7 protein-coding genes are annotated in these 14,217 nt (G+C 48.5%); all 7 read right to left on the bottom strand.

What is annotated here, in order from left to right; genetic code table 11:
* Nucleotides 1-128 precede the first annotated feature (128 nt).
* The 7 genes from BACCOP_RS05590 to BACCOP_RS05560 all read right to left on the bottom strand — a co-directional run bounded on the left by BACCOP_RS05590 (nt 129) and on the right by BACCOP_RS05560 (nt 14,149).
* On the bottom strand, nt 129-734 hold the full coding sequence (locus BACCOP_RS05590) for an RteC domain-containing protein (protein WP_004304269.1): 606 nt from the start codon (nt 732-734) through the stop codon (nt 129-131).
* Nucleotides 735-972: 238 nt separating this feature from the next.
* Nucleotides 973-1,395, bottom strand: a complete 423-nt coding sequence (locus BACCOP_RS05585) for a dihydrofolate reductase family protein (RefSeq protein WP_004291474.1) — start codon at nt 1,393-1,395, stop codon at nt 973-975.
* Nucleotides 1,396-1,674: 279 nt separating this feature from the next.
* On the bottom strand, nt 1,675-2,997 hold the full coding sequence (locus BACCOP_RS05580) for a sigma-54-dependent transcriptional regulator (protein ID WP_004291471.1): 1,323 nt from the start codon (nt 2,995-2,997) through the stop codon (nt 1,675-1,677).
* Nucleotides 2,990-5,308: a hybrid sensor histidine kinase/response regulator gene (locus BACCOP_RS05575; protein ID WP_004291467.1), complete on the bottom strand. Its 2,319-nt coding sequence runs from the start codon at nt 5,306-5,308 to the stop codon at nt 2,990-2,992. The genes BACCOP_RS05580 and BACCOP_RS05575 overlap by 8 nt, the downstream gene beginning before the upstream one ends.
* On the bottom strand, nt 5,308-7,233 hold the full coding sequence (gene tet(Q) / locus BACCOP_RS05570) for a tetracycline resistance ribosomal protection protein Tet(Q) (RefSeq protein ID WP_004291466.1): 1,926 nt from the start codon (nt 7,231-7,233) through the stop codon (nt 5,308-5,310). Before tet(Q) ends, BACCOP_RS05575 begins: the two co-directional genes overlap by 1 nt.
* Nucleotides 7,234-7,890: 657 nt before the next feature.
* Entirely contained in the window at nt 7,891-13,707 is a 5,817-nt protein-coding gene (locus tag BACCOP_RS05565) for an N-6 DNA methylase (RefSeq protein WP_004291462.1), read from the bottom strand.
* Complete coding sequence (locus BACCOP_RS05560; RefSeq protein ID WP_004304266.1) at nt 13,697-14,149, bottom strand: DUF1896 domain-containing protein; 453 nt, start codon at nt 14,147-14,149, stop codon at nt 13,697-13,699. The genes BACCOP_RS05565 and BACCOP_RS05560 overlap by 11 nt, the downstream gene beginning before the upstream one ends.
* Between the last annotated feature and the right edge of the window lie 68 nt (nt 14,150-14,217).

Below are 14,217 nucleotides of genomic sequence, written 5' to 3'. Positions count from 1 at the left end.
CAACAAAATGTTGCTCAGGAACTTATAAAAATAATTATCAATTATGTTGCGGAATTAAGGATAATTAAATGAAAATAAAAAGACAGGATACGAGTATTCCTGTCTTCTCATATGTAATGGATATTTTTTTATTTTCTCATCCGCTCCAACTCCTCATCACGCAACATTCTCTCGTTCAGTTTTTCCTGCATCCTGTCAATGAAATAGGTGCGGCTTTCGTTCTTCCGGCGTTTGATATCAGTGTAGAAGCGGTAGCAGTCTTTAGAATCAACCCCGAATATCTTATAGAGAAGTGGGGCGAGCTGTTTGAGCGGCATATTGCCGTTGTTGATGCAGCCCATCACGTCTATGCCGTAGATAAGTTCCACGAGGTCGATGGCATTGCCCGTCCATTGAAGAAGGCTGGCGGTGGTTTCTGTTGCGTTGTTGGCGGATATTAGTGGTGGCACTTGGGGCGTGGCAAGGAATTTCTGCATCTTTCTTACGAAAGACAGAGCCTTGCTGACGTAGGCGGCAATCTCTCTTTTTTCTTCTGACAGATTACGTACGGGATGGTGCTGCAACTCGATTTCGATGTAGGCAAGCGCGATGACGGTAAGGTTCATGTCCATGCCGCCGTTGCACAGTTCGATCACTTGGGTGGCGAAAGCCGTGTATGCCGTTTCCATATTGCAGTCGCCGGCTTCGTTTATCAGGCGGAAAAAGTCGGTTTCCGCCAGCAAGAAATAATTCATGGTTCTGTCAATTTTGAAAATTACACTTTGTTTTCTGCGTGCGCACATGAATATAATTGGCAAAAAACGCGGCAGAAAATAAAAAATCCAACACTCAATTTTACAAAGTGCTGGATTTCAGAGGTATAAAATTCAGTATTTTTTCACAAGGACAAATTATCTCCGACTTAAATTGTTTGTAATCGGAACATTTATTCTATTCCTGAAAATAGAAATGTATGCTTGCCGCACATTTTGGCTATCTTGCTTTTTTATCAAGGATATAGATAATGCGACATACACCGTTGGGATAGCTTTTCAAAGAGGAAAGCGTCCAGTGTTGCTCTGGCAGAGCCGACTTAAAAAAATGTCGTCCGCTTCCGGATATGAAAGGAACGGTGTATAGTATGATTTCATCCACAGCGTGCATCCGCAGCAGTCCGTTTATATAGTCTGCCGTGTCCGGTGTGGCTTCCGCGAGGTAACGGATGTTTGTGCAGTCTTTTCTCCATTCGTGCAGCATTGAAATGGAATAGTCCGGTGTCACACGGTAAAAGGCTTTCTTCCTGATTTCATCAAGACCGCAACGGTCAAGGCACAAATCCTGATGTGCTTTATCATATAACTCTGAAGAAAGACATCCGTCCATCGTCAGTACGGCGAGAATCTGAACTTTACCCATAATCGTTTCCTTTCGTTAGGCAAGGGTAAAAAAGTAGCGTGCAATTCACACTACCTTCAAGCGATGGCTCTGGTAAAGCCTTTACGGAGAGTACGTGAATGCACGCTATGCGTAAGCATAGCATAAGCATCACGCAATCGTCTCCGTAGTTCCAATTTACCAGATTTTCGCTTGAAACGCCTTGCGGTCTTATCCTATATGTTGGCGGCGAAAAGCTCCTGCCAATCGCCGTTTTTCTCAAATGTTATGCAAAGATAGCCAAATTCAGTGAATTACGGGCTATGATTGCTTGAATTTATATTTAAGTCCATACTCTTCAAGTTTGCTGTATAGTGTTGTCCTGCCTATGCCGAGCAGTTCTGCGGCGACACTCCGGTTGCCGTTTGCCTGTTTCAACGCACGCAATATCCGCTCCTTATCCTCCGCGTCATTGCGCAAGGCGAAGCTGACAGTAGAGGTCGGTTTCGTCACGGCAAGTTCCAGATGCTCTTTCATGACAACACCTTCCTGCGCCTGCAATACAGCACCCATAACTTTCTGCCGAAGTTCCCGCACGTTGCCCGGCCATGCGTGTGTCAGCAACGCTTTACGTGCTTCGGAACTGAACCCGCTCACGCTACACTCCAGCTCTCTGTTTGCCATATCACGGAAGAACTCTGCCAGCGGCATAATGTCTTCTTGACAGTCACGCAACGGAGGAACGGTTATCCCGAAGTCGTGCAGGCGGTACAGAAGATCCTGCCGAAAACGCTTTTCATTCACCGATACCTCCAAATCTTCATTGGTAGCAGCGATGATGCGGACATTGAAATTCCGGTCTGCCTTGTCTCCGACCGGGCGATACCGCCTCTCCTGTATGGCACGGAGCAACATCTGTTGGGTTTCCAACGCGAGGTTTCCTACCTCGTCCAGAAACAACGTGCCGCCTTCCGCCTCATGGAAATATCCTTTCTTGGCATTGTCCGCACCTGTAAATGCACCTTTGACGTGTCCGAAGAAAGCCGACGGTGCAAGCTCTTTGGAGAGTGAACCGCAGTCCACCGCCACAAATGGCTTGCCTGCACGTTTGCTCTTGTCATGCAACAGGTGGGCAATATGCTCCTTGCCCGTGCCGTTCTCACCAAATATCATCACGCTCATATCGGTGGCGGCTACCAGCCTTATGCGGTGCATGATTTTCTGAAAGGCGGAACCTTCACGGGCGAATATAGGCATACGGCGTTGTCCTGCCTGACGTTCTTTCAGTATGGAACGGATCAGGGGGACAAGTTTATCCTCCACAAGCTGTTTGGGAATATAGTCTATCGAGCCGAGTTTCATGCTTTCCACGGCGGTATTAACTTCGGCGTAGTCGGTCATAATGATGAAGGGCTGCATCTTTCCCTCCTTTCGCATCCAGCACAAAAGGTCTATGCCACTGCCGTCAGGCAGACGCAGGTCGGCAACCACGATATCATTATCTGTTGCCTGTTGCAGATGTTTCTTCGCGGTTGAGAGGTGGTAAGCCTTCATATTGCGGTAGCCCTCCCGTGACAGCATATTGCAGACATATTCGCAATACACGATGTTGTCTTCCACCACAATTATTTTTGTCTTATTCATCTTCGTATTTTCTCCTTTCCTCTTCTGCCAACCGTATTATTTCCACTCCCTTATCCAGCACGGCAGTCACGGCATGGCTTAACGCTTCACCATCCGGGAGAGCATCGCCACGAAGCAATCCGTAAAGTACATTCAGCGGTTGGTCGGCACGGAGCACCTCCCACGAACTGCGCAGGTGGTGGATCAGGGAATCCAGCTTTTGCAGGTCTTTTTCTTTTGCTGCATCCCGTACCGCCTGCATTTCCTTTTCTGTTTCAGTTATCAACTTTTCCAGCATGACGGCTTCATTGCCATAGGACAATAAGGCGGAAAAGTCCGGTTTCCCGTCCGGTGTCGCTTTTATGGCACACCTGTCGGAAACCTCCATCAGTTCCGATATGGAGAACGGTTTGAACAGGCATCCGGCAAAGCCTTTTGCCAATAGTTCCCCTTTGTTACAACTGCCCGAAGCGGTTGCCACAACCACCGGGATTGTTGGTGAATTGCCCACGTTGGACGAACGCAACAGTTCCAGCAATTCGAAACCGTTTATATCGGGCATATTCAAGTCTGTCAGCAACAGGCTGTATTCTTTCTGGCGTATCATTTCCATCAGTGCCGCAGCATCGGTGCAAGTGTCGCAGTGTATTCCTTCTTGGGAATACATCTCTTTCAGCATCAGAAGTAATACCTCATCATTGTCAATGGCGACAACATCATGGAATTTATTGTTATGATAAACAGGTGTATTGCTTGTATATCCAAGCTGTTCTTCAGCTTCCTGCATAGAAATTTCAACTGTGAAACGACTGCCTTTCCCTTTCTTGCTGTCTAAACGGATTGTTCCGCCAAGCATCGACACAATATTACGCATTATGGCAAGCCCAAGCCCGAAACCCTCCTTTGCGGCGGCATTTGATAGACGTTCAAACGCACCGAACGCTTGTTTCTGTTCCTCTTCTGTCATGCCTGTACCTGTATCTTCAACGACCAGTGTCAGAACTCCATTATCATATTCAGTAATCAAAGAAACACCGCCTTCTTCTGTGAACTTGACAGCGTTTGACAGCAGGTTATTCCCGATTTGTATTATTCGCTCTTTGTCGGTCAATACAATGGCATCGTGTCCAGTCTTCACGGACAAGGACAGCCCTTTGTTCACGGCAACAGGCATGAACTCCGTTTCAAGTGTGTGCGTGATTGCTGAAATCCGGCAGGGTGACAGACGGGGCTGTTCCTTGCCGTTGTCCAGGCGGAAGAAGTCAAGCAAAGTGTTAAGCATATCCCGCATACGGTCGGAGGATTGCAGTATGTTTTGGATATACTGCCCGGACTTATCCTCACACTGTTCTTTCCGTATCAGTCCGGCATAGCCTGTTATTGCTGTCAGCGGTGTGCGCAGTTCATGGGTGATAGTATGTACCGCCTTCTTCCTTGACGTTATCAGTGCCTCGTTCCGTTGTACGGATTGTTCCAGTTGCCTTATCAAATCAGTTGTCTTGTGCTTGTATTGTTTAATGCTTTTTGCATCACGATGTATGATGATGTAGGAAATTAACAACAATAGAAGAACGAATCCCATTAAACCGCCTACTTGCATAAATGACTTTTCACGCATGGCAACTATTTCGTTTTCCCGGCTTTGCAGTTCGGTTTGTACCTTTTCTTCTATTTGGCAAATCAATTCTTGCAGTTGTCTGTTAAGTTCTGCATTACGAGCTGCAAGGCTGTCGGCTTGTTCCGACAATTGGCGATCCTGCACTTTCTGTTCGCTGATTACGTTTCTATTGACCGAATGAAGGATAGTGGTTGATACTGCTGGAGTTACTTCCTTTTTTTTGCCGAATATGCCTAAGAAACCTTTTCGTTTTGGCTTTTTGGACTGTTCCTGCACACTTTTCTGTACAATAACCGGAATTTGATTGGCTATCTTCTTGTTAATAGATTGTTGTTCATCCATTAACCGGACTATCTGGAACATCTGTCGTTCCTTATCCTCTAAAAGACTGCGCACACTATCGATGCGCTCTGCTGGATAGGTGGCCTTGAAACGGCAGAGCATACTGTCCATTGCCATACGCCGTGCATGGTAATGCTCGATATCTTTATCGTTCCATTCCAGTATTGTTTCACCCAATAGAGAAAATTTTATCATTTGAATATTGATATTGTTTATTTCTTTTCGGAGCTCGTCTATTTTTTTATTGCCAAGTTCTAATGCTTCTATCTCCTGCCATTCATAGAGGCTATTATATGCCATACATCCGATAAGAATGGAGATAAGTATATATCCCAACCGTATTGCCTTATAGAAATTTCCTGACCGCTCCATTATTTTAATGACATTGATTTTTGGAACATGAATAAAAGTTTATCTTTTTCGTTCATGCGGATATTATCAGAATAACCGTCTTTTGTTATTTGATACCCACATGGCTTAACCATAAAAATGCCTAAGCCCTTAGTGTACGAACTTACTTCTGAGGCATAGTCTTTACTTGTATTTAATGGAACTTTCCCTTTAATATGACACCACTCATTATTACAACTGATGTCTTCAATCTCAGACATCAGTTTTTGCAAATCTGTAATAGCTTTGGAACTCGCTACTTGGGGTATCTGCAACTCAAAACAGAGCATCGGTTCGAGAATGTCCACACCTGACTGTTGCAAAGCCAGCCTGAAGACATAAGGGGTCAGCTGTCTGAAATCAGCAGGTGTACTTACCGGGCTATAATACTCGGCTTGAGTAAAAGTTACTTTCAGATCTGTCACTTCCCATCCATGTAAACCAGATTGGCAAGACATACGAATCCCTTCAAAAACGGCATTTTGAAAAGAATGGTTCAGATAACCATAGGAGATGTCACTTTCGATTTGCAACCCTGCCCCTAACGGTAAGGGTTCAAGAGTCAGCCCTATTGTGGCCCAGTAAGGGTTGGGTGGTACTTCGATCTGAATAATCTTATTGACCTTTTTTATAGGTCGTTCTTTGTAGATAGTCTTGATCTCATCAAAATGGACCTTTACGGAAAATCGTTCTTCCAGCAATGTCTGTATGATTTCCTTTTGGGTCAAACCATATAACGAGATTTCCAATTCATCACTATATGAGTTTATGGAAAAGGACAAAGACGGGTCTTCAATCCACAATGTATTCAGAGCGGATATCACCTTGCTTCTCTCTTCGGGCTTATTTGGCCGGACGGAGGATTTGAGAGCGGGATGCTGATGAGATAATCCTTGAATCAAACAAGGTTTAGCACCTAAATAATCTCCGATTCGAAAATCTTCTATATCTTCTACAATCGCGATATCATTGGCACCCACTTCATCAACATTTATCTCTCTGCCCTGATAAATAGTCTTTAGATTTTTAATCTTGATGAATTTTTCCGAATCGTTGATTCTTACAACGTCTCGAAGTCTCAGACTTCCGTCAATTATTTTAAGAAAACTTCTTTTATGCCCTTTGGGGTCATGCTCTATCTTATAGAGATAAGCTGAAAGTCTGTTTGAGACTGATGCCGGAGGAAGTATAAAAGAAGAAATGGCGTCCAACAACTCATTGATACCGATATTGAACATTGCTGATCCATGTAGCACCGGATAGACTTTGGCTTTTGCCACAAGAGCGATTATCGTATTCCAATAATCAGCCGGTGAAATTTCGCTATCCGCCAAATATCGTTCTAATATATCGTCGTCATGGTTGCATACAAATTCTTTGTATTCTTCCTTTATATATGTTTGGGAGCAAACCGGATAAACCGATCCATCGACAACAGTTTGCATAAACAGGACATCTTGCGACAGATTTGTTTTTATATCCATATACAAACGCTCCAAATTCACACCGGCACGGTCAATCTTATTGATAAATATAATTGTCGGGATTTGCAGCTTTTGTAAAGTACTGAACAGCAACTTTGTCTGCGCTTGTATGCCTTCCTTTGCGGATAAGATGAGGACTGCTCCATCAAGCATTTTGAATGTCCGCTCCACTTCCGCAATAAAATCCATGTGTCCCGGAGTGTCAATGATATTGCATTTCACTCCATTCCAGATAATAGATGTCGTAGAAGCCCGGACAGTAATTCCTCTACGTTTCTCTATATCCATAGAGTCCGTTATGGTGTCACCATTATCCACACGGCCGCACTTTTCCGTTGCTCCACTGGCAAACAGCAGATTCTCGGTTACGGAAGTTTTTCCTGCATCAATGTGAGCAAGAATTCCTAAATTTATAATATTCATTTGGATTAAGCAATAATATACTACAGTAGATGCATTGTCGAAACGCACCTTTTAATACCTCCTCGTAGCATATGAGAACTACAGGATTACTAACTCGTATTAATATGTATATTATTACTGCCGCATAACGATTACAAAATTACACAAAAAAATATATCTAACAAAAGTGGGAGGATTTTTTAACTTTTTACCATAGACATTTTATTAGGGAAGCGTAGGTTCAACTGGCAAGTACAAATAAGTAGAAATGTTTGAACAACACCGTTTTAGGAAGTTGAAAAATCAAGTTTCTCTCTCGGTATAGCGTTTATTTTGGCCAATATCTTCTTTAGTTTAGCATTTGTGTATTTCCCATTCGTGTTCTATTTAGCTCCTTATTATGAGTATGTAGCAAGTTACTTATCAAATTCAGCCTCTTTGAGGGTCAAATATGGTTTTGCAAATGGTGACTGACAAGACATAAACAAGGTCAGCAGGAATTTTTTACATAAATGGACATGAATGTATATAACCTAAAATAAGAATAAATTTTAATAAGGGCTGCCCAAAAAGAAAAAAATGCAGTTGCCATCCTATAGATACTTGCAGAAAGGATAAAATTTACTTTTAGACCTTTTGGGATAGCCCTTATTAATACTTCAGATAAAATTCCTTAGGTTATATTTTCAATCCTTTGGACCGGGTTTCCTCCTTGGCATACAGTCCCGGACGCCCGATTATGACATGGTTGGCAACGATACTATCCGCCGGACTGCGTATCTGCGGCGGTGCATTTTCGGGATATTGCGCCTGCCTGTTCCTCACATCTTCCGCTTCCGGCTTGAGCTGTTGCCCTTCATTCTCCTTTTCTGCGACTTCGGGCGTGGGTGGCGCAAGCTCCAGCTGAATTTTTCGGTCAAGGGCGGCAAGTTCGGACTTCAACTGCTTCAGCTCGTCCTCCTTCTTCCACACCTTACCCGCTATCTCCTGTAACTGCGGTATCTCCATCTCCAGCACCTCGTTCTTCGCCTTGTACTGGTCGATGATGGAGGGTATCCTCTCCATCGCGTTGAGGAAGTTGCGGGCGGCGGCCAACGGGTCAGCCATCGCCAGATGCCCGTTGTTGTAGGTGTACTTGTAGTTCCCCTCGACCACGAAGCGGTTGTCGGTGAACTCCAATCCCTCTTTGAGTATCCTTTCGCTCACCACCTTTATCGGAAAACCGTAAAGTTCACCGACCTGCGTGTACAACCCTCCGGTCGTGGCATTCTTGGCTATCTCCTGCAAACGCTTTCCGATGACCTTCTCATCGGCGGAATCCACTCCGTCCACCTTTATTATATTAAGGCGGTTGCCCTCCTTGTCGGTCTGCACCACCGACAGGAAGCGGTTCCAGTCCTCCGTCATGGCATCTATGAAAGCCGTGTTGTTGCGCAACTCGCCGGTCTTTGACTCCAGCTTGAACTCCGAATCACGCTTGCCCTTGTTGAACGACTTGCGTTCCCCTTCGAGCGATGCGATCCGCTTTTCCAGTTTCGCCTTGTCCAACAGGTCGGTATTGCCGGAGAGCAACGCCATGTATTCCGAGAAATTCATGCCCGATTTTTCGTCCATTGCCCCCTCGTCGATGGTACGCGCACCCATCGCACCGCTTTTGAGCTGGCTTATGAAAGTCTGCTTGCAGTGCAGGAGGTTGAACTTGTAGCTGTCCAGTGACTTCTCCACCGCGTAGATGATTACATCCACGTTGTTCCCGGCGAAATGTTTGGCAATCTCATTACCTGCCCTAACTCCGCGTCCGTCACGCTGTTGCAAGTCGGACGGTCGCCACGGCGTATCGAGATGATGGATAGCCACACACCGTTTCTGGGCGTTCACACCCGTTCCGAGCATAGAGGTAGAGCCGAACAGCACACGCACCGTCCCGGCGTTCATGGCGTCTATCACCGCCTTCCGCGCCTTGTCGGTCTTGCACTCCTGAATGAAGCGCACCTCGCTTGGCGGTATACCGTAGTCCTCCGTCAGTTTGCGCTTGATTTCCGAATAGACGTTCCACCCGTCGCCCGGCTGGTATGTCCCCAAATCAGAGAAAACGAACTGCGTGCCTTTCTGGGCGTCGTATTTTTGATAATACTCCGCGATCATCTTGGCACAGTGACTCGCTTTGTTGTCGGGATGATCTTCGTAATTCGGGTCTATCATGCGCATGTCGAGTGCCATTTTCCGGGCATAGTCCGTGGCGATGAGCATCTTCGCCTTTTCTTCCGTTTCCGAAAGCGGCAGCCTGCCCAACAAGGTGGCATCGCCCGTCTTGGCGAACTGCATCAGTTTCTGTATGAAGTCCTCCTGTTCCGGCGTGGGCGGTATATGGTGCAGTATCTCGTTCTTGGCAGGACGGTCAACGCCCACATCCTCCGCCGTGCGGTAGTCCGTGATTTCATTATAGAAGGCGGCAAGCTCCGGCACTTTGATGAAGTAGCGGAAACGCTCCTTCTGGACCACATTGTTCGTCACGTTAAATTCAAAATCCGTCGTCTTCTTGGCAAATATCGCCGCCCAAGCGTCGAAACACCTTATGTCCTGCCGTTCCAGCTCCTTCGGGCGCAGGTACTTGAACAGCAGGTACAATTCAGTCAGTGAGTTGCTGATAGTCGTGCCGGAGAGGAAGGTCGCACCCAAGTCTTTTCCTGTGCGCTCCTGTATGGTGCGTATGGCAAAGAGCATGTTAAGTGCCTTCTGGCTTCCCTCGCTGTTTCCCAATCCCGCCACACGGTCGTGGCGCGTGTTGAAAGTCAGATTCTTGAACTGGTGGCTCTCATCTATGAAGATGTGGTCGATGCCCATCTGCTTGAAATCCACCACGTCGTCCGTGCGTGACTTTATGGCGTGTTCCACCTTCTCCAGCTTCGCTTCAAGGTTGTGCTTGCGCTTCTCCAATCCTTTCAGCATCGCCCGCGACACGTTCTTTCCCTGCTGCCGTAGCACTTCGAGGTTTTCCTCCACCGTGTCAAGCTCTGCTTGCAGGATGCGCTGCTGCAATTCCGGCGACTGCGGTATCTTGCCGAACTGGTCGTGCGACATGATGACGCAATCGTAGTCGTTGTTCTTTATATTATTGAAGAAGCGCACACGGTTGGCGGTCGAAAAGTCCTTCTCCGAAGCGTACAGAATACGTGCGTTGGGATATGCCGCCTGATAGGTGGCTGCAATCTCCGCAACGTTGGCTTTCAGCCCGATAATCATCGGCTTGTGTGCCAAATTCAGACGCTTCATCTCATGCGCGGCGATGCACATTATCAGCGTCTTACCGGTTCCCACCTCGTGGTCGCAAATTCCGCCGCCGTTCTGTTTCAACATCCAGACGCAATCCATCTGTGAGGGATAGACGCTCTTGATACCCCGGCTTGCCAGCCCTTTCAGGTTGAGGTCGGGAAAGGTCTGATGGGAGCCGTCGTAGCGCGGGCGCACGAAACAGTTGAACTTGCGGTTATACATCGTCACAAGCCGCTCCTTGAACTGCGGCGACTGCTCTTCGAGCCATTCGGAGAAGCCGTTTCGTATCTCGTCAATCTTGGCGTTGGCGAGTTGTATTCCCTCGCTGTCGCGCATCTTGATGTCGTTGCCATGCTCGTCCTTGCCGATGGACTTCATCATGTCAGGGCAGGTGTTGTGCAGGGCGTGTTTTAGGAGGTGCATACCGTCATAGTTCCGGTAATACCCCTTCACCAGAAACTCGTCCGTGATTTTCATGGTGCGGTAGCCGCACACCACCGAAAACTCGTCCATGCTTGCGGAATAGGCGATTTTCACCTCCGTGTCGAACAGCCGGCTCATGTAGGCGGCATAGACACCCGTCGGAATCCAGCGTTCCCCGAAATTGAAGTCCAGATCCTCGAAGGCGATGCGCTGCGGCTCGGCATCTTTCAGAGCCTCCAACGCCTGCTTCACCTCCGGCATACGCTCATTTTCGGGATTGTCACCCATCCATGCCTCTATGCGTTCCGCTTTCTCTATGACATTTCCGGCGATGAAACGGTCTTTGATTTCGTAACCGGTCACGAGCGGATTGTAGTAGATGCGCCCTTGCAGGGCAGTGAGCAAATCCTCCGCCGTGCTGTCGGTTATCTCCCGCATATAGTCGAGATTGACCGTACCATATTTGTTGAGCGACGCAGACAGGGCTTCTTCGGGAGAGCCTACGTTGGCATGGCTCTCCACCGCGAAGGAAACAGGATGCTCGAAGATGTCCGCCTTGACGAACTTTCCGTTTTCCATCCGTTCCAGCGAAAGGATGTCGCGCCCGCCCGCATCCATCATCACTAACTTCACGTTCTGCTTGGCGTTGAGGTTGCCGTAGCGCATGACAAACTCATCGTAACAGGTATTCAGATGCTCTCGCCACGGAACATTTGCCTCGCGCCGGAGCGATTCATAACGGTACAGACGCTCGTAGGCGTCACGCAGCGACACATACAACAACGCCTTTTCCTTCTGGTATCCTTTCAGGTCGAGCGGCTGGAATGTCGCCCCGTATGGCGTGATGTCTTTCAGGTAGCCGATGTTATGACGCCCCCGGTCAGCCACCAGCGACCCTTCGCGCAGGTGCATCTCCGGCGTGCGGTGGTAGGCACGCGGAGAAAGGTCCACGACTTCCTCCTTCGGCTTTTCCGCTTCGATGTCGGGGAAAAGGAAAGTCCCCACCGCTTCCGATGGGGTATCTGTAACGGCAGGTGCGGCGACTGCCTCCGGCTGTGTTTCCTCCTGTCGTGGCTGCTCACGGGAAGTTTCCGGCACGGCTTTCACTTCCGTCTTTTCCGCCACTTGTTTCTCGTTATGCTGCCTTGCCAGTTCCCGAAGTTCTTTCCTACGCTCCGGCGTCAAACCCATCATCATTTCATAGAAACCGTTGATGGGAGGATTGGTATCCCAGTCCAGTGTGGCATAGATGTCGTCCGGGTCGGCAGGCTTGGCGGTGTTCTCCGCTTTCACCTCCTTATTCTCCATTGCGGGTTTTGCAGTTGGAGCTGTCGGTGTAACCGTGACTTTCGGTTTGGGCGGAGTGGACTTTGCCGTAACTGCCTTTTTCACCGTCTTTTTCTTTTTGGAGGTTTTCGGTTGGCTGACCTCTTCCGTCATCCCCCAGAGGTCAAGCAGGGTGAGCTGCACGCCTGCGGAATATTGCGGGCGCGGTTCTATCTCCGGCTTTTCATCTGCGGGTTGCGGCTTTTCTGTCGGAGTTTCCACCGTCTGCGCCGAGGATACTGTTTCCAATTTTATGGCAGGACGCTCTACTTTATTTTGAACGGCAACTTTTTCTTCCGTTCCTGCCTGCCGGATTGAACCCGAATACAAGCGCATGGCAAGCCTGTAATGGAAATCCTCGTCGAGCATACGGCGCAAATCCCCGGCGATGCCTGCTGCCTTGCCCTCGTGCAGATAAACCATAGCGGGCTTCCCGTAGGGGTCTGTGTCAAGTTTCGCCATCGTATGCACGATGCGTTCCGGGTGGTGGATGAAATAGGCGTTGTCGGTCAGGGCGGTTTTCGTGTCCGTCTGTATCACGGTCATCAGCCGCTCGTCCTGCGACATTTCCTTCTTGCTGAGGTTCTTTTGCAGGACAATCAGGTCACTGCCCACCTCCGTGCCCGCGTTGTCCGTGAACAGGTTGTTGGGCAGGCGTATCGCGGATACCAGATTGGCCTGACTGAACAGCTCGTTACGCACGGAGGTCTTGGTGCTATTCAATACCCCTTGCGAGGTGATGAACGCCACGATACCGCCGTCACGCACGGCATCCAGTCCTTTGAGAAAGAAATAGTTGTGGATGGTTTTCTGGGCGGAGCGTCTGCCGAAAGAGTCGCTCCGCTGAAACTCCGCGTCGAACACGGCAATGTCACCGAACGGAATGTTGGACACCGCCAAGTCGAAATAATTGTTGAACGGTCTTTCGATTTTCTCAAAACCGCAGGTGCGCATTTTCTGGTCGGGATAGAGATGCCTCAAGATTGTACCCGTGAGCAGATCCTTCTCGAAAGCCATCACATCCGCATTGGGGCTGTGCCGCAGCATGGAATCCACGAACACGCCGACACCTGCCGACGGTTCGAGCATACGGGCGGGGCGGACGCTGTAATCTGCCAGCACGTCCGCGATGGTGTCGGTTATCTCTTTGGGGGTGTAGAAAGCGGTCAGCACGGACGCTTTCAGCGAATCCACAAACCGCTTGTACTCTGTTTCGTCCTTGCTGTTCTCACGGATAAGCCTGTGCAGCTCCACCGTCGGGGCGAACAGTTCGAGGTCGGATTTCGCCCACCGGACGGCATCCGTCAGTTCCTTTGCAGGGTTGAGGATACATTTCAGACCGCCGAAACCGCAGTACCTTTGAAGTATGGCACGCTCTTCGGTTGTCGCTGTCCTATTTTCCCTGTCAAGGATGAATGCCGTCCGTATCGCCTCGATGTTGTCCCGCAGTTTCTGTTTGCGGTTAAACGCCATATTCGTCTAAGTAAAGGACGGTTGCTCCCGTCAGCTCCGTGTAGAGCAGGTCGTAATCGGAAGACAGGGCGAAATTGTCATCCGAGAGGTCATAGACGGAGAACACGTTGCCGACAAGCGGCAGCAGTTTCAGGACAAAGGCTTCACGCTTCTCTTCCGGCACTTCATCGGCAAACTCGTTTTCCACGACTTCGCGGAGGATGGCGTAACGGGAATAATGCAGCCCGCGCAGCAGCGTGTCCATCGCCAGTTCCTGCGCACCATCGGCGGGATAGCCTTCAAGCCGTGCCCTCTCATACGTTTCGGCGGCACGGTCGGCCCGTTCCCGTATGAAAGCGGTGTCGTCAGCCTGTTCAAACTTGTTCGTGCGGAGATAGTCCAGCAGGTACAGACCGTAATAGGAAAAGTCGGTCTGACCCTCGTTTTTCTTCTTGTTGTTCATTACTTTGGATTTAGCGGATTGATAATTAACGGGATAATCGGTTGGAAAAAGGAAGAAAAAGGCACTCG

It is taken from the genome of Phocaeicola coprocola DSM 17136 (assembly GCF_000154845.1).
GTDB lineage: Bacteria > Bacteroidota > Bacteroidia > Bacteroidales > Bacteroidaceae > Phocaeicola > Phocaeicola coprocola.
Note: the sequence above shows the minus strand (reverse complement) of the source record. Positions and strands in the feature narration are given on the sequence as shown.